General features: G+C 46.2%; 22 protein-coding genes and 1 pseudogene. 12 read left to right on the top strand and 11 right to left on the bottom strand.

The genetic code is table 11. The features are described 5' to 3' along the window. Positions 1-27 precede the first annotated feature (27 nt). From B4F99_RS12955 to B4F99_RS12970, 4 genes are read left to right on the top strand one after another with little or no spacing between them, the layout of a single operon-like run. Positions 28-795: a hypothetical protein gene (locus B4F99_RS12955; RefSeq protein ID WP_290758628.1), complete on the top strand. Its 768-nt coding sequence runs from the start codon at positions 28-30 to the stop codon at positions 793-795. Positions 796-814: 19 nt separating this feature from the next. Then, on the top strand, positions 815-3,442 hold the full coding sequence (locus tag B4F99_RS12960; RefSeq protein ID WP_290758631.1) for an ABC transporter permease: 2,628 nt from the start codon (positions 815-817) through the stop codon (positions 3,440-3,442). Positions 3,443-3,459: 17 nt separating this feature from the next. Beyond that, positions 3,460-3,828: an HAD-IIIA family hydrolase gene (locus tag B4F99_RS12965; RefSeq protein ID WP_290758634.1), complete on the top strand. Its 369-nt coding sequence runs from the start codon at positions 3,460-3,462 to the stop codon at positions 3,826-3,828. Continuing rightward, on the top strand, positions 3,828-3,986 hold the full coding sequence (locus B4F99_RS12970; RefSeq protein WP_349677555.1) for a hypothetical protein: 159 nt from the start codon (positions 3,828-3,830) through the stop codon (positions 3,984-3,986). Before B4F99_RS12965 ends, B4F99_RS12970 begins: the two co-directional genes overlap by 1 nt. Positions 3,987-4,187: 201 nt before the next feature. On the opposite strand, the gene B4F99_RS12975 is transcribed toward B4F99_RS12970, so the two are convergent. Beyond that, positions 4,188-4,310, bottom strand: coding sequence for a hypothetical protein (locus B4F99_RS12975; RefSeq protein ID WP_290758640.1), 123 nt, complete (start codon positions 4,308-4,310; stop codon positions 4,188-4,190). A gap of 159 nt (positions 4,311-4,469) precedes the next feature. Here B4F99_RS12975 and B4F99_RS12980 point away from each other — a divergent pair, with 159 nt between their 5' ends. Next, positions 4,470-5,129, top strand: a complete 660-nt coding sequence (locus tag B4F99_RS12980; RefSeq protein WP_290758643.1) for a hypothetical protein — start codon at positions 4,470-4,472, stop codon at positions 5,127-5,129. Positions 5,130-5,134: 5 nt separating this feature from the next. Continuing rightward, positions 5,135-6,391, top strand: a complete 1,257-nt coding sequence (locus B4F99_RS12985) for a hypothetical protein (RefSeq protein WP_290758646.1) — start codon at positions 5,135-5,137, stop codon at positions 6,389-6,391. A 1-nt stretch (position 6,392) separates the two neighbouring features. On the opposite strand, the gene B4F99_RS12990 is transcribed toward B4F99_RS12985, so the two are convergent. From B4F99_RS12990 to B4F99_RS15525, 3 genes and pseudogenes are all read right to left on the bottom strand, one after another. Next, on the bottom strand, positions 6,393-6,923 hold the full coding sequence (locus tag B4F99_RS12990) for a nucleotidyltransferase domain-containing protein (protein WP_290758650.1): 531 nt from the start codon (positions 6,921-6,923) through the stop codon (positions 6,393-6,395). Beyond that, positions 6,920-7,156 (bottom strand): TetR-like C-terminal domain-containing protein, encoded by a 237-nt coding sequence (locus B4F99_RS12995; protein ID WP_290758653.1) that lies wholly within the window; start codon positions 7,154-7,156, stop codon positions 6,920-6,922. Before B4F99_RS12995 ends, B4F99_RS12990 begins: the two co-directional genes overlap by 4 nt. 227 nt (positions 7,157-7,383) lie before the next feature. Beyond that, positions 7,384-7,506, bottom strand: a pseudogene (locus B4F99_RS15525) (TetR/AcrR family transcriptional regulator); the annotation flags it as partial. A 154-nt stretch (positions 7,507-7,660) separates the two neighbouring features. Between B4F99_RS15525 and B4F99_RS13000 the strand changes: the two are divergent. Together B4F99_RS13000 and B4F99_RS13005 are read left to right on the top strand one after the other, a co-directional pair. Beyond that, positions 7,661-8,377 carry an ABC transporter ATP-binding protein gene (locus B4F99_RS13000; protein ID WP_290758656.1) on the top strand — a complete coding sequence of 239 codons (717 nt, stop codon included), beginning with the start codon at positions 7,661-7,663 and terminating at the stop codon, positions 8,375-8,377. Continuing rightward, positions 8,377-9,405 carry an ABC transporter permease gene (locus tag B4F99_RS13005; RefSeq protein ID WP_290758660.1) on the top strand — a complete coding sequence of 343 codons (1,029 nt, stop codon included), beginning with the start codon at positions 8,377-8,379 and terminating at the stop codon, positions 9,403-9,405. The genes B4F99_RS13000 and B4F99_RS13005 overlap by 1 nt, the downstream gene beginning before the upstream one ends. Here B4F99_RS13005 and B4F99_RS13010 read toward each other — a convergent pair whose 3' ends face one another. Beyond that, a complete protein-coding gene (locus B4F99_RS13010) occupies positions 9,406-10,080 on the bottom strand; it encodes a hypothetical protein (protein ID WP_290758663.1) in 675 nt (224 codons plus the stop codon). A gap of 113 nt (positions 10,081-10,193) precedes the next feature. Here B4F99_RS13010 and B4F99_RS13015 point away from each other — a divergent pair, with 113 nt between their 5' ends. The 3 genes from B4F99_RS13015 to B4F99_RS13025 all read left to right on the top strand — a co-directional run bounded on the left by B4F99_RS13015 (position 10,194) and on the right by B4F99_RS13025 (position 11,005). Continuing rightward, a complete protein-coding gene (locus B4F99_RS13015; protein ID WP_290758666.1) occupies positions 10,194-10,538 on the top strand; it encodes a DUF2200 domain-containing protein in 345 nt (114 codons plus the stop codon). A 12-nt stretch (positions 10,539-10,550) separates the two neighbouring features. Then, the gene (locus B4F99_RS13020) at positions 10,551-10,721 is read left to right on the top strand and encodes a hypothetical protein (RefSeq protein ID WP_268024764.1); all 171 of its coding nucleotides are present in this window, start codon (positions 10,551-10,553) and stop codon (positions 10,719-10,721) included. Between the two features lie 74 nt (positions 10,722-10,795). Continuing rightward, positions 10,796-11,005 carry a hypothetical protein gene (locus B4F99_RS13025; protein WP_238236306.1) on the top strand — a complete coding sequence of 70 codons (210 nt, stop codon included), beginning with the start codon at positions 10,796-10,798 and terminating at the stop codon, positions 11,003-11,005. A gap of 58 nt (positions 11,006-11,063) precedes the next feature. Here B4F99_RS13025 and B4F99_RS13030 read toward each other — a convergent pair whose 3' ends face one another. The 5 genes from B4F99_RS13030 to B4F99_RS13050 all read right to left on the bottom strand — a co-directional run bounded on the left by B4F99_RS13030 (position 11,064) and on the right by B4F99_RS13050 (position 13,913). Continuing rightward, entirely contained in the window at positions 11,064-11,606 is a 543-nt protein-coding gene (locus tag B4F99_RS13030; RefSeq protein WP_290758676.1) for an NADPH-dependent FMN reductase, read from the bottom strand. A gap of 59 nt (positions 11,607-11,665) precedes the next feature. Beyond that, complete coding sequence (locus B4F99_RS13035; protein ID WP_029341802.1) at positions 11,666-12,649, bottom strand: ring-cleaving dioxygenase; 984 nt, start codon at positions 12,647-12,649, stop codon at positions 11,666-11,668. Between the two features lie 58 nt (positions 12,650-12,707). Then, positions 12,708-13,142: a MarR family winged helix-turn-helix transcriptional regulator gene (locus B4F99_RS13040; RefSeq protein ID WP_290758680.1), complete on the bottom strand. Its 435-nt coding sequence runs from the start codon at positions 13,140-13,142 to the stop codon at positions 12,708-12,710. A 139-nt stretch (positions 13,143-13,281) separates the two neighbouring features. Beyond that, a complete protein-coding gene (locus tag B4F99_RS13045) occupies positions 13,282-13,491 on the bottom strand; it encodes a hypothetical protein (RefSeq protein ID WP_290758683.1) in 210 nt (69 codons plus the stop codon). Continuing rightward, on the bottom strand, positions 13,488-13,913 hold the full coding sequence (locus B4F99_RS13050) for an Lrp/AsnC family transcriptional regulator (RefSeq protein WP_290758685.1): 426 nt from the start codon (positions 13,911-13,913) through the stop codon (positions 13,488-13,490). The genes B4F99_RS13045 and B4F99_RS13050 overlap by 4 nt, the downstream gene beginning before the upstream one ends. A 136-nt stretch (positions 13,914-14,049) precedes the next feature. Here B4F99_RS13050 and B4F99_RS13055 point away from each other — a divergent pair, with 136 nt between their 5' ends. Continuing rightward, positions 14,050-14,208, top strand: a complete 159-nt coding sequence (locus tag B4F99_RS13055; RefSeq protein WP_290758688.1) for a DUF1272 domain-containing protein — start codon at positions 14,050-14,052, stop codon at positions 14,206-14,208. Positions 14,209-14,454: 246 nt separating this feature from the next. On the opposite strand, the gene B4F99_RS13060 is transcribed toward B4F99_RS13055, so the two are convergent. Next, positions 14,455-14,745 carry a PadR family transcriptional regulator gene (locus B4F99_RS13060; protein WP_290758691.1) on the bottom strand — a complete coding sequence of 97 codons (291 nt, stop codon included), beginning with the start codon at positions 14,743-14,745 and terminating at the stop codon, positions 14,455-14,457. Between the last annotated feature and the right edge of the window lie 77 nt (positions 14,746-14,822).

A 14,822-nucleotide genomic window follows, 5' to 3' on the forward strand; every position in this document is an offset into this window, starting at 1 on the left:
GTACTGTTTATAGGGAGGTGTTCCGCGTTGCAATCGTTTCGCGCCAAATTAATCACGAGCTTCATCGGCTCGATTGTCGTTTTTCTGTTGCTGTCGGTATCGACGCAGTCCGCATATGAAGCGTTTCGGAATGCGGACTTCTCGGAACAGGAGACGACGATCGTGCGGGGATGTAATCATAACGACTTATCCAATTTATTCTTCACAAAAAACAGTTGTAATTTCGATGACAACATCGATGAAAAAGAAGACGGCGTCGATCTGGGGACGTCCGATGAAAAAAGTAAAAATACGGGTGGCACACCACGCGGTCGAAAAGTAAAGGATCTTCCTCCATTTTCTATTTTGAATGTTGTAGAAGGCACATCCTCCAACAACATTCTATTCTTTACCGCTGTACTTGTACTCGTTGCTTTCGTAGCATACCGGATTCTTCGTCGGCGGCGACGTTCATCACAGTCACTAGAAGTTGACAGTGAAGCAAATCATTGGGTCCAACCATCGTCTGAAAGTTATGTCCAACAAACAAACCTTCAATCGATGCTTACTCCGCCTGAAGAATCATTACGCCTGATGCTATTTGATTTTAACCAACGATTACCACGCGCCCTCAAGCGACGAAGTCACGAATCGTTGACAGACTGGACAGAGCGCATCCATCTGGTGACGCCACTCTCTCCTTATTTCGTCACCCGCTACGCGACGCAAACAGAAGTAGAAGCACTCGATGCACAAGCGATTCACCATTTCGAACAAGATCTTGCGCGTTATTTAAAGACGCAGCTCTCCCAATAACAAGCAAAGGAGACTACATATGTTACGCTTCGTCATCAATCAATGGCGTCGGCAGCGCGGAAAATTCATCCTGACGCTTGTCGGTGCCCTCATCATCAGTGCCGGACTCAGTCTGATGTTCAACTTGACGGACTCGAGTCAAGGGACGGTCGAACAGACCTTACAGAAAAAATGGTCATCCGCCTACGATATCGTCGTCCGACCAAAAGGCAGTCAGATGTCGACGGAGTCGAGTAAGTTACTCGAACCGAATTATCTCAATGGAATCAACGGTGGGATTTCGTTTAAACAGTACCAACAAATCAAACAGATGAACGAGATTGATATCGCAGCCCCAGTTGCTGTCATGGGATACGCTAATATCGGCATCTCGATTCCAAATCAAATCCACTTTCCGGACAAGCCTGGTATTTATCGACTGAGTAATTCACATTATGGTGCTGGTGGATTTTCGAAAGAACTCATCGCGCAGGATGGTGCCTACTTTTCAACCATGGAAGAGCCGCTTGTTCCTCCGAACACGCGATTGATCCATCTTCAAGATCCGAAAGGTTTTTCATCCATACAACCCTTTACCTATAGTCTTATCGTCGGAATCGATCCGGAGGCGGAAGCGCAACTCGTCGGTTTGGATAAGAGCATCCTGAATAAAAAGAAGTTTCGTTACTTCAACCAGAAGGATGTCCCCTCAGCCAGCAAGAAGAGTTCCAATGAATTCAATATTCCGGTATTGATTAATCCAAAATCCTTCAATACGGGATATAGTCAATTTAAGTTAGAACAAGTTAACGTCGATCTGAAAACGAAACAAGCACGCGACACATTTTATCAACGACTAGCTCAATCGAACGCTCCTCAACCTCTCGATCAAGAAAAACGAAAGATCATCCAAGACATTAAAGTCGATGCCTCTAAAGTCGAGAGCGCTTTTTTTGATTCCCTACTCGGTCAAAAAACTAAGGTACTTCCGCATTCGGAAGCAAATACTAACGCTCAACTCGTCGCCCAGACAGGCTCATTGACTTATCAAACGATGAAGAGTCCGTTCCCTACACGATGGGAGAATGCTTATGAAGTACACACAGCACCTACTGCATTCAAAAACACGATATTATCGTCCTCTTATCTTCCGAAACGCGGCTTCCGGACGGTAGATTCTTATGAAATAAAAATGAAAAAATCAGATGGATCTGCTTTTAAATCAATGAATCCTTATCTGACATTTGATGTCGTCGGTTTGTATGATCCAAACAAGATCAATGTCTCCAAAGATCCATTAAACGAATTACCGATGGAGACCTATCGACCTTCGGCTGCGAGTATCGTACTTGACTCAAAAAATGAACCGGTCAATCCTGCCCAACCGATCAACACGACCGGGAATCCAATTGGTCTGTTGACGAACTCTCCAAACGTGCTCACGACAATCGATAGTGTCCAAAAGGTGATGGGTGATCAATCGATTTCATCGATTCGATTAAAAATAAAGGGTGCTTCTTCTGTCGGTGAACAGTCGGATAAAACCTTACAACGCATCAAGTCGGAAATCGAACGAGATACTGGTCTTATCGCTACGATCACCAAAGGTTCCTCTCCTCAACCGGTCGTCACGAAGGTCGTCGATGAAGGGAAGACGCTCGGTTGGATCGAACAGCCATGGATCCACATCGGTGCTGCGATCACAATCTTCCGCGAGACGAGCGTCGGATTTTCAGGTGTCATCTTCGCGATGCTTGCGGTCGCGATCGTCTATGTCCTCGCGACGAGTTATGTATCAATGCTCGCCCGCCGGAAAGAATTCGCTGTCTTACTCGCTCTCGGCTGGCGAACGAAGGACCTCTACAAAATTGTTTTGATCGAGGCGGCGATCCTCGCCGGATTCGTCTCAACAGTCGCCTTGATTGTCGAAGGCATCTTCTCGCTCGTTCGGAGCGAAGCGATGAACGGCTGGAGCCTTCTCTGGATCGCGCTGTTCAGTCTCGTCATCTACCTGGCAGGTGCGACGTGGTCAGCGTGGACGATTCGTCGGATTTCACCATACGAAGCAATCAAGACCGGTGAATATGCAAAGGCAGCTCGTGTCGGACTAAAGCTTCGTTCGACGGTGACGCTCGCACTGAAGGAACTGATCGGGAAGTGGAAACGCAATAGCCTGTCCGTTCTCTCGATTGCTCTACCTACGGCACTGCTGACGTTCTTCCTGTTCGTGACGTTCCATTTACAGGGTGTCCTCTATACGTCGTGGCTCGGTCAATTCGTTGCCCTCCAAGTCGGTCCGATGCATTACGTGACGATGGGTGTCGCGATCACGATCGCTATTTTAACGACGGGTGAAATCATGTGGCAAAACGTCACCGATCGCCGTGCCTCACTTGCCGTCTTAAAAGCACTCGGTTGGACGAACGGCGCGATCCGGCAATTGATTGTCCTCGAGGGATTCCTTGTCGGTTTAATTTCCGGATTCATTGGACTGATCGTTGCCTATTCGACGATTTATGTTTTGTACGATCTCGTACCGTGGAATGAACCGTTGCTGATTGGCGTATCACTTGCCTTACCGATTCTGTTCGGTGTCATCGCAGCTTTCATGCCAGCACAACTAGCAGCACGTGTTCAACCGTACCAAGAATTAAAAGATGCTTCGTAAACTAAGGAGTTGTACACATGAATTCTATTCAAACAATATTTCTTGACCGAGACGGGACGATTGGTGGAGATAACACCGTCCACTATCCTGGAACATTTGCGTTATTTTCTTACGTTCCTTCGCTAATCGAACGCTTACGTAATCAAGGGATTTTACTGATTGCGTTTACGAATCAACCCGGTATCTCAAAAGGATTGGCGCGTGAAGAGGAGTTCAGGACAGAATTACAGGATTTCGGCTTTGATGACATGCTGATTTGTCCGCATGCAGCGGAAGATCGTTGCACTTGTCGCAAACCATCACCAAATTTATTATGGCAGGCACAAGCAAAACACGATCTCCGACTCGACAATGTGTCGTCATCGGGGATCGCTGGAGTGATATGATGGCTGCTGCGCACGGCGGGTGTATCAAAATCTTAGTTCGAACCGGTGCCGGAGAGAGCTCCATTCGTGATTACGCTGACCGAATGGAACAAGCAAACGTTGACTATATTGCGGACGACTTGGCAGATGCGATCGCTTGGCTCGATACGCAAAATTGAATAAACGAAAAGGCGCGCTTCCACAATCGAAGTCGCGCCTTTGTTATTTCTTCGAACGTTTTGGTTGAGAAGATGCGTAGACACTAACCGCTAACACAAATAAGATGGCAAACCATGTCCAAAATGACATGTCATCACCTCCTTTTGATGATGCGTAGGTACTTAAACTGTCTTCTTGTTCTTACCAAAAAGTTCCTGCAATCATTTGTTAGCGATTTTCCGTAATAGATAGAGTGCATAGATGATCGATGGGACCGCCATCGCCATGAGAATGAGATGGACACTCCCAAATAAAAGATTCATTGCTAGATTAAAATCTGACACTTTTGTTTCCTCCTACGTATCAATGGTCATTATATTTATTTTACTATAATAATACATTAGTCTATATTATAACCCTTACAATTATGTAATAATTTTCAATTCCGCTTCATCATGATGAGATTCACGTTACACTGAATGTACGAAATAGAGGTGAATAAGTTGCAATTAACATTAGAGTACATGCCATATTATTACGATGATGATCTTCAATTGATTCCAAATGATTTTTCAGACCCTGATAATTTGCGCTTCGTCATCGAACAAGACTACACATCTGCCTTTAGCATCTTTACGAATCCAGACGATGAATTGTCATCATTCGAAAGTTCATTTCTTGAGCAGTGGTTTCATCGATTACAAGCTTTCCCACTATTCGTCTGTGTAGAGGTGAATCGTTATGACGAAGAGGAATTTGAAGCGTTATGTCGATTTTATTCGATTACATATAATGATTTAACACCACTTGCGGACAAACGATTCATCGTCGCTGAACTGAAGCATGCTGAAGACTTTCAACGATTGTATTCTTACATCTATCCACACGCGAGTTGGAATGATCTTGTCATCTGGTCGACCAAACCAAATGTCTTCCGGATTGAATACCGAACGTACTACTACTCCGAAAGACCAGAAAAAACGGTCATCGTCTCTATGCAGGAAAACATGTCTGTCTTTGCGTTCAGCCACGATGCAGATGTCGTGAATGTTATCTCCAATCAATCGTTTTTCGAGACAGCCGATTGTTTATTTAAGACCTTACCTGACTTCGTCGTTCCGACTTTAGATGACGATACGGAAGACGTACAAAAAAAGGAGTGAATTCCTTGCATGCCCTAACGAAACAACTGACCGAACACATTCAAGAAAAATATCAATTAACTGATTCTATTCTCCATGAGTCATCCTACGTCCAAGACAAAATGAACGATCAAACCGTCTACTCGTTTGAGACGTTTTGGATTCCCTATGGTACATCGATCATCGAGGAAGACGATGGTACGATGCTTCCCGAAGGAACCGTGCAGATCGCGATAAATCCTGTCACGAAACGAACGACGACGTTATCCTTACACGGCTCGATCCTAGTTCACTCCGTACCGAACGACTTACGTGATATCAGCACTCGGATCGCTTGGCTCGAGTCAGAAACCGGCATGATTCATGGTACACATTTCATGCTCGAAGAAGAAAATGAAACTTTTTTCAGTTATGTGAGTTGTTACGACGGAGTCCAGTTGTCTCCCGGTTGCTTCATCCATCTGACGTTAACTGAAAATGGTCAACTCGACGAGTTGTTCATATACGGTCCTCATCCGCTTGAACACCGTGTTGAATCAAAATCTTTTACCTTAACGCTTGAAGAAATTAAATCGCTCATACAACAACAAATAAAATGGTTTTCCTACCTTAAAACAGGACATCAATACGCGCATACTGTCGCCGAGACGTTCGTGACGCAAGAAGGAACTATCCTTGTTCCAAGTAAACTAGATTTCACGACCTCCATCGAAGTGAATGATGTGTTAACCTGGACAGGTTTATCGTCTAAGACGCATAAACGGCATCCGTTTCAATCAGGAGAAACCGTGACCGCGAATGACGTGATCACGCAGACCCAACATCCGGATTTTCGTCCGATTCCGCAGGAGACTGTTAGCGCATGTCGCGCCGTGATCAACGGCATCATTCAAAGTGAGTACCCTGCCGATTCTGGGCAATGGGTGCTTCGGCACATTTACCGACAAGATCCCTACCTTGCTGTCACGTTGTCACACGCGCATCCGACGTCCTATGCCGATCAGTATCGACGCGTCACGATTCTCATTGACGCAAAGACACTTCAATGGATTGACTTGGTCGACTATCAGGAATACCATGCCGCGTTTGCTTCCGTTACTGCACCGGAGCTTGAAGATCATCAGCAAGACATCATTTTTAACGCACTACGTCCGTACCTGTCTCTCACACCACGTTATGTGTTTGACGCTTCAAAAGGTCAATACGTTCTTTGTGGCTTGCTTGATTCAAATCATGCTTACTTACCGGCAACAAATGAAGTCGTTTTATTACGCGACTTATAGGTCAATTCAGCCATTGATCTATCCGATTTCTTACGGCTTTTGGAAGTACGCGTCCTCTCAGCTGTTCTAGTCGCTCTCGGTCTACTTCCTGATCAGCAAGACAGTGCTCAATCATCGCGACTTTTTGTTCTCGTCCTGGAATCAATTGATAGATGACATACCAATCGACGAGTGACATAAATGGAAGTCCGGTCTCATTAATCGTTTGTTCAGCAAATGGATAGGCGAAAATCCCCTCGTCATGGCGAATCTGCAGTCCGCTCATCAAATCGAGATCAATATCATAAATGATGAATTCCTGAAACACTTGTGTCGCGTACAGTGACGTCTCGTCTTTTTCGACGACAGTTCCCATCTCCGATAACAATTGAATGGCTCGTTCGACGTCTTCTAACGCGACGACGAGATCGATGTCGCGCGGAGTGACAGGCAGTCCATGATGTGCCAACAGCAATGAACCACCGATGCCGAAGCGAATTTGCTCTTGTTGTAATGCCTTAACGATATAGACTACTACCTCCTGTAAGTTCATCGTCGGAACCCTGCCGCTCGAAATGGTCCTTCCATCGAAATGGTAAAGACGATCCGGGCAATCTCTTCCGGTGTCGTCTCGTTCGGATGACTCAACCACGATTCAATGACACCGAGATGGGCAGCAGAAAGATAGGCGATGAGATAGTCTTCCGGAACGAGCCATTCTCCCTGTTCGTGTAACCCTGAAAAAAGAATTCGTTGCATGTAATCACGGACCCGATTCCGAAACATCCGTCGCTCACCGGACTAAGTAAGATCCGCATTAGTGTCCGGTGCTCATAGAGAAACGTCAGAAACGGAATGATTCGCCGGTACGGAGAGTCCTCCGTTTTGTTGATTAGGACAAAGGGAATCTCCCGTTCGAATGTCGCTTCGATCTTTTCAAAGATTTCATTCGTCATCCGTTCGAGCAATTCGTATTTATCGGCGTAATGATGATAAAATGTCCCGCGATTGACTTCAGCGCGGTCCGTCAATAACTTGATTGTCACAGCGTCAAAACCGACTTCGTCGATCAGCTGAAGGAACGTCTCACGTATTCTCCGATCGGTTCGAATGATGCGTAAATCTTGTTTTTTCATCGAAATCGCCTCTTTCTTCAACAGTTTGTCGGGATGTGTCGCTTAAGCAACAGATGGACGTCAATTGGTCATTGCTCCCATTTTCTCTCCCTTCTATAATGAAAATAATCAACACGTTGTTCAATAATTATTTTATAAAAAGGAGGGGAATACGATGGATTTACGACTCCAAGGTGTATCGAAATCGTTTCATCAACAGAACGTCCTCCAACAAATTGATCTTTTGATTCCGTCTGGTGAGATTTGTGGATTGCTTGGTCCGTCAGGGTCTGGCAAGACGACGTTGATCCGCTTGATGATTGGCGCGATCCAGGCAGACACAGGTTCGATTCAGATCGGTGACACCTTGATGCCGAACTTTAAGATGTTATCGCAAATTGGGTTCATGCCACAAAATGATGCCTTATATGAGGATTTATCAGGGCTTGCGAACCTACAGTTTTTCGGTTCCTTATACCACATGTCTCGTCAAGACTTGGCAAAACGCATCGAAGAAGTGTTGACGCTCGTCGATTTAACGAATGACCAAAAAAAGCTCGTCCGTCATTATTCCGGTGGGATGAAGAAACGGTTGTCCCTTGCCATCTCAATACTACATCGTCCGAGCATTCTATTCCTGGATGAACCGACCGTCGGGATTGATCCCGTGTTACGCCGACAGATTTGGAATCAATTCCAAGCAATTCGTGCGCAAGGAACAACGATCGTCGTCTCGACTCACGTTATGGATGAAATCAATGAGTGTGACCGGGCGGCATTGATCTATAACGGTCGAATCATTGCCTACGATCCCCTTGACCGTTTGCTTGCCCAGACGGAAAACGGCAAAGTTGAAGAACTATTCCTGCTCGCCGGAAAGGACGTGACGTGATGTGGCAACTCGCACGACGGGTCATCCGTCAAACGTTGAACGATAAACGAAGCGTCGGACTGATTTTACTTGCTCCGTTATTAATTTTCACCTTAATCTATTTCTTACTAGGAAACGATGACTACACACCAGTTGTCGCCATCAGTCAAGATGTACCAGCTATGGTCTCACAAGCGCTCGAAAAACAAGATCTATCGATTAAAGCGTATAGCGGCAGTGATGCAGACGCCTATCTCAAAGATCACGAAACGGTCGACGTCGTCTTAGAGATGAGCGACAATCAGCTGTCCTTAAATCTCCGCGAACCATCTACGAAAAGTTCCAAAGCACTACGCGAGATTCAAGCTGGACTGGCATCCCTACAACCGACGATGCAACTTGAGACGAACTACCTCTACGGAGATGTCGATCAATCGACGTTTGACGCGCTCGGATTCGTCTTTTTATCGCTATTCTCGTTCTTCTTCGTCTTCATACTTTCAGCGATGGCACTCGTCAAGGAGCGTAGTGGCGGCACACTCGAGCGATTGATGATGACACCGATTCGCCAAACGGACGTCATCTTCGGCTATACACTCGGTTATAGTGTCTTCGCATCCATCCAGGCCATTCTTGTCGTCCTGTACGCGACGACCGTTCTTGATCTGCCATCTGAAGGCTCGATCATCTGGGTCTTCTTGACGATGCTTGGACTTGCCGTCGTCGCAGTCTTATTCGGGGCGACGATCTCGATCTTCGCCCAATCTGAATTACAAATCGTCCAGTTGATTCCTTTTACGATCATTCCGCAAATTTTCTTCTCCGGCTTGATTCCGCTCGATTTAATCCCGTACGGACTCGGTAACATCGGATATATCACACCGATTTTCTACGGAGCGAGCGCGATCAAAGAGGTGCTCGTCTACGGCAACGGGTGGTCAAGCATCTGGCCGTACTGGCTCGGATTATTCCTTTACGGCGCAGCACTGTTCCTCTTAAATATGCTCGCCCTCAACAAGTATCGCGGACATCAAAAAAGACACGGCTGATTACACGAGCCGTGTCTGATCTTGCTTAAGCTGTTCGAGGAAAGCAGTCCGTTGAGAAAGATCGAGTGTCTGTTCCGGCACGTCGGCATATCGGACGAGCTGATACATCTCGCGTGGAACTGTGACCTCTAAACGTGTAAACCACTCCGTCAGCGTCTCATGTGTCCGCCGTCGCTGCGCTGGAGCAAGTGATCGGTTGAACGTGCGCACCGCTTCACGAATTTCTGAATCAAGGATACTTTCTTCTGATGAGGACTGGACTTCAGGCGTTAGCGGAAGCGATAGAGCGGTTCGCTTCCTTTGATGCCCCGAGGGGAATGACCACTGCATGCGGTTGAATCGTTGTCGACGATACAGATAGATGAGGATGACTAGAGCGACCATCCATGGAGTCATGCGAACGATTTGATTGATCGCATCCGTCCATGATCCCTTTCCAACTTCAACAACAGGTTTCTTATCCGGCTCTTTCCGATATCCTTTGTGCCCATTTTTTGAAGAGTCCAGTGCCTTTGTGATCAAATCTTTTTTCGCATAGATGACTTTTTTAGTCGGTAAGATCGTGCTCGGGACATGCACCCAGTCTCCTGTCGATTGATCGATCGGAGGATCGACTAAGGCTTGATACGACAGTTTTACACCCACGACGCCTAAAAATAGTACTAAGCATGTCATAAAAGTCATCCCAATCATTCGACGTCTCATTTCATCCTGCACCTCCAAAACGAAATTGAAATCCTTAACACAAGATCTTTTCCCATATGTTACCATGAAAGGAGGCGATTCAGATGAGTTATGAAAAAGTATTTCAAATGCCTATGCAGCAGCTGTACAACGTCTACCTACAAAAAGTAGAGCGCAAGCAACGGACGCAAGCGGAACTCGATGATGTTCTGTTCTGGTTAACGGGGCACTCGAAACCAACTCTCGACCAAGCCATACAAACCCAAACCGTCGCAGCCTTTTTCGAACAAGCACCCGAATTGAACGAACGTCGATTTTTAGTCACTGGTGTCATCTGCGGGATTCGAGTCGAGAACTTAACGGATCCACACATCCGTAACATCCGCATTCTCGATAAACTCGTTGATGAACTGGCAAAAGGAAAAGCATTATCTAAGATTTTACGATAAGGAGGAATGCTGATGTCTACGATACTTAGTACACTGGCCATCCTCATCATGGTGACCAGTGTGGCTTATTTCATCGTTTATCAAGTGAAACGAAACAAAGGAACTCATCGTTCACCTGTCTACCGACTCGCCTTTAGTGGTCTATTGGTCGGTTTAATGGTCAGTTATTTTTTGTTGACGTGAGTCGTTTTTTCAGTTTTGGTTTTAAACAATAAAAACATTAATACAGTATTTGAAATAATAAAGGAGGTATACGGTTGAAGATTCGAAAATGGATCCTTCCACTCTTATTACTCATCTGTCTCGCCTCACCAAATGCTGCGACATCATATGTGAAATGGACGGTCGCTCCGACTGTTCACTACCTTGAACGTCTTCAAGCGGCTGACATTCCTTATAAAGTCCGCCATCACACGCTTTACATTCAAGAAAAGGATCTGCGCCGCGTCACGTCGTGTTGTACGTAACAGCCATCCAAAAATCCCTCATTTCAAGATGAAATGAGGGATTTTATATAGTAACTAATTAGCGAATCGTTTTTAACGCCGTTGCCCACGGGATGACTTGATCGAGCATTTGGTTGACCGACGTTTCTTGAACGGCTGCCGCTTTTAGAACCGATCCGTTTTCGAAATCAGTGAACAACGATAACGCCGGGTGCACCCGAACGTCGGCAATCAATAACTCTCCTAAGATGCCGCGCAAATGTTCTGCTGCCCGCGCCCCACCGACGGAACCGTAGGAGACGATCCCTGCTGCTTTATTGTTCCATTCGACGCGGAGATAATCAAGCGCATTCTTAAGTGACGCTGCGATCGAGTGGTTGTACTCCTGAACGATGAAGACGAATCCGTCCTGCGCTGCGACATCTTTTGACCAAGCAGCAACACCTGACGCATCCCCGTCTTTTTCACCAAGCAACGGTAATTTGTAGTCCGCGATATCAAGAATCGTATAGTTTGCATCATTCCGTTGTTCAGCCAGTTGTTTGACCCAGTTCCCGACTTGTGGGCTGAGACGTCCTTCACGTGTGGATCCTAAGATGATCCCAATGTTTAATTTCTCCATTTTCATTTCCTCCTCTAGTTTAGATGCTGTCAGCTTACTTTCCTATTAAAGATATTCTTTTAAAGATATTCTTTTTCGATTTTGCGTGTGCTTCGGACCGTATCGATCGGACGAACCATTTGTTCGATCTGTGCTCGTTGCGGCTCGAGGAATGGTGGTAATGACAATTTCTCCCCGACCGTTTCGTATGGCTCATCACCCATGAAACCAGGACCATCCGTTGCCCACTCGAACAAGACACCGCGCGCGACACGAGCATAAAGGGACTCGAAGAAGAAGCGATCGACATAACCGGACGTGTTGAAGCGTAGCTGTTGCATCCGCTCGATCCATTCCTGTAAGGCAGCCGTATCTTCAACGCGGAAGGCGACGTGGTGGACCGTTCCGAATCCTTGACGTCCGCTTGGTAGGACGACGTTGTGCTCGACGATGACTTGGGCACCATTTCCGCCTTCACCCATCTCGAACAAGTGCAGGGAACCCGCTTGATCGACTTCGCGCATCAACATTGCTTGTTCAAGTACCGCTTTTAAATTGTCGAATTCCGCGATCCGGATGTGAATTGGACCGAGTCCCGTGATCGCGAACTCGAGGGGTACCGGACCGTTTTGCCACGGTGTACCGGAAGCGACACCTTGATTATGCTCATCAGAAATCAACATGTATTGTTGCTCATCGAAATCGACGAACGAGAGCGTCTTCTTGCCGAATTGTTCTTTGATGCCACGATGTTTGACGTCGTATTTGTCAAAGCGTTTAATCCAGTACTCGAGTGCCGCATCCGTCGGGACACGAAACGCCGTCTTGAAGATTTCATTCGTTCCGTGTGATCCTTTTTGGATACCAGGGAAATCAAAGAACGTCATATCCGTTCCGGCAGATCCTTTATCATCAGCAAAGAATAAGTGATATGTCTGGATGTCATCCTGATTGACGGTTTTCTTGACCAATCGCATTCCTAGGACGTTCGTAAAGAAGTCATAGTTTTTCTCGGCACTGCTCGTAATCGCCGTCACGTGGTGGATTCCTTTTAATTCATTCATGAAAAATCGCTCCTTTAATGATTATTATCTCGAATTCGAGATATCAGTCTAAAAAATTTTATTGTTTTTTTGCTTGATAGCCGATTGTTTTGGCTGTCTCGATGAATGCTTCGAGGTCTGACGGGGCTATTCCTTGAAATACTTGATTGATCGCTTGCTCGTGCTCCGGAAAAATCGTTTCCATCAATTGTTGTCCTTCAGAGGTCAGTTCCGCAAATGTCACGCGCCGATCCTCCGGACACGCTTTACGGAAAACGTAATTCTTTTTTTCAAGCTTATCGATGACGTATGTGATGCTACTGCTCGTGATCAAGACTTTTTTCCCGATCAATTGAATCGGTTGCCTGCCCCTGTGAAACAGCAACTCAAGGACTGAAAAATCCGTCGGGTTCAATCCCCACTGCGCAACGTCCTTCTTGATGACTTCATGTAACGCATCGACTGCGCGTACCATGACTGTCAATGCTTTCAAGTTCGGATTCGGTCGTGTCATTTCGTTCACCTCTTTTGTATCTTTAATTCATATATCTTTAATTCGAGATAAATATACCATCTCAATTTTTGTTCGTCAACTGTTTTGATTCACTTTTAATCACGGTGATGAACACAACGGATGTTCGAAGCGTTCATCATCATTTAAAACAAAGCACGTACCCTTCGCCTAATCGATAGTGATCGGTCTCAGATTGAATATACGCCGTATCGTCAGGTAATCCGATCGCATAATTCATTTGAGGCAGGTATTCCTGAAAACGAGCTGCTCGTTTTTCCTGATTCAAATGAGGACAGAGACAACCGCTCAGCCAGCCTTGCTCGATGCTTAGACGGGTCTCCTCCGTCATATCGTATACCCCGTGAACGGAACCGGTGTCGACAATCGAATCCAAGTCGATGGTTTACCAAAGACAGACGCGTCATCGAGAAAACGTTCTAAAGTTGCAACAGACGTCGTTTGCAACTTGACCATGAAGTTATAGCTACCGGTCAGGCGGTGGCACTCGACGACTTCTGGATGTCCTTTACAAAATTCAATTAAGCCTGCGCAACGTGTCTCTTCGAACATGACGATCGCGAGTAACCCTAGCGCTAGTGCTTCTGGATTAATGACAGCACGGAACCCTTCGATGATTCCCGCGTCCTCCATTTTTCGGACCCGTTCGATGACGGCAGGTGCCGATAATCCGATCTGACGTCCGAGTTCCGACCATGGAATCCGGGCATCGTCTTGCAGAATCCGGACAATCTGTTGATCAATCTGGTCCATTTTCCATCCTCCTTCTGATTCAAAACCACTTTCTTCAAATTAACATGGAATCAAAGGAAAATATAGCCTTTTACTTTGTTCTGCTGCTGTGTTCATTGAATAGTATTTCTTATACTACTAATAGGAGGTGATACGCATGGAACCAACCTGTGTCCGGTGCCAAGAAACGATTGAAACGACGGTCTATCAATGTTCACATGCTTGTACGTTTTGCGAACCGTGTACAAAAACGCTCAATCATATTTGTCAAAACTGTGGGGAGTTGCTCGAACTCGCCACGCCAGTCACTACATAAAAAGACGGATGCCTCGGCACCCGTCTTTTGTCTATTCAGATCGTTTCTTGTGATTGCCGCTCGGATAGTCGTTCCTTTGCCTGTTCCTGGTGCGGTTTGATTGCCGACTCGCCAATCGAGTAACGCATGTGTCTTCCGAATGCCATAATCAAGTGTCAATAACCAGTATACGGCATCATTCGAGTCAGGATGGGAACGAATCATCGCATCGATCGCTTGATACGTCTCAAGCCGTTCTTCGAGCAATCATGCATGCTCCTGAATTTTATGCAAGGAGACCTCTTTTGAAGCATGCCGCGCAAAATAGAGCTTCAATAACAAGTCGTTTCGTTGCACCGGCAGTTCGATGGACGGTTCAGCGATCCACCGCGCGAGCTCCACATGTCCGTTTTCCGTCAGGGCGAATTGTTTTCGTTCCCCATTCGTGACCTCTTCCACGATCAATCCTCTCGCCTCTAACCGTTTAAGCGTCGGATAGACTTGTCCGAAGTTGATTTTCCAAAAGTGATTCAAGTTCGTGTCGATCGTATGTTTCATCTCATAACCAGACGTACATCCGCTGGCGAGGAGTCCGAGAATCGCATAACGGGCATGTTTTCTTTTGGCATCGGTCC

It is taken from the genome of Exiguobacterium sp. UBA3491 (genome assembly GCF_002377745.1).
GTDB lineage: Bacteria > Bacillota > Bacilli > Exiguobacteriales > Exiguobacteriaceae > Exiguobacterium_A.

Excerpts from the sequence above, each read along its gene's own strand:
- B4F99_RS12960 (WP_290758631.1), top strand. The coding sequence starts at position 815 with ATGTTACGCTTCGTCATCAATCAATGGCGTCGGCAGCGCGGAAAATTC.
- B4F99_RS12965 (WP_290758634.1), top strand. The coding sequence starts at position 3,460 with ATGAATTCTATTCAAACAATATTTCTTGACCGAGACGGGACGATTGGT.
- B4F99_RS12970 (WP_349677555.1), top strand. The coding sequence starts at position 3,828 with ATGGCTGCTGCGCACGGCGGGTGTATCAAAATCTTAGTTCGAACCGGT.
- B4F99_RS12990 (WP_290758650.1), bottom strand. The coding sequence starts at position 6,923 with ATGAACTTACAGGAGGTAGTAGTCTATATCGTTAAGGCATTACAACAA.
- B4F99_RS12995 (WP_290758653.1), bottom strand. The coding sequence starts at position 7,156 with ATGTTTCGGAATCGGGTCCGTGATTACATGCAACGAATTCTTTTTTCA.
- B4F99_RS13000 (WP_290758656.1), top strand. The coding sequence starts at position 7,661 with ATGGATTTACGACTCCAAGGTGTATCGAAATCGTTTCATCAACAGAAC.
- B4F99_RS13005 (WP_290758660.1), top strand. The coding sequence starts at position 8,377 with ATGTGGCAACTCGCACGACGGGTCATCCGTCAAACGTTGAACGATAAA.
- B4F99_RS13010 (WP_290758663.1), bottom strand. The coding sequence starts at position 10,080 with ATGACATGCTTAGTACTATTTTTAGGCGTCGTGGGTGTAAAACTGTCG.
- B4F99_RS13015 (WP_290758666.1), top strand. The coding sequence starts at position 10,194 with ATGAGTTATGAAAAAGTATTTCAAATGCCTATGCAGCAGCTGTACAAC.
- B4F99_RS13020 (WP_268024764.1), top strand. The coding sequence starts at position 10,551 with ATGTCTACGATACTTAGTACACTGGCCATCCTCATCATGGTGACCAGT.
- B4F99_RS13030 (WP_290758676.1), bottom strand. The coding sequence starts at position 11,606 with ATGGAGAAATTAAACATTGGGATCATCTTAGGATCCACACGTGAAGGA.
- B4F99_RS13035 (WP_029341802.1), bottom strand. The coding sequence starts at position 12,649 with ATGAATGAATTAAAAGGAATCCACCACGTGACGGCGATTACGAGCAGT.
- B4F99_RS13040 (WP_290758680.1), bottom strand. The coding sequence starts at position 13,142 with ATGACACGACCGAATCCGAACTTGAAAGCATTGACAGTCATGGTACGC.
- B4F99_RS13045 (WP_290758683.1), bottom strand. The coding sequence starts at position 13,491 with ATGACGGAGGAGACCCGTCTAAGCATCGAGCAAGGCTGGCTGAGCGGT.
- B4F99_RS13050 (WP_290758685.1), bottom strand. The coding sequence starts at position 13,913 with ATGGACCAGATTGATCAACAGATTGTCCGGATTCTGCAAGACGATGCC.
- B4F99_RS13055 (WP_290758688.1), top strand. The coding sequence starts at position 14,050 with ATGGAACCAACCTGTGTCCGGTGCCAAGAAACGATTGAAACGACGGTC.
- B4F99_RS13060 (WP_290758691.1), bottom strand. The coding sequence starts at position 14,745 with ATGAAACATACGATCGACACGAACTTGAATCACTTTTGGAAAATCAAC.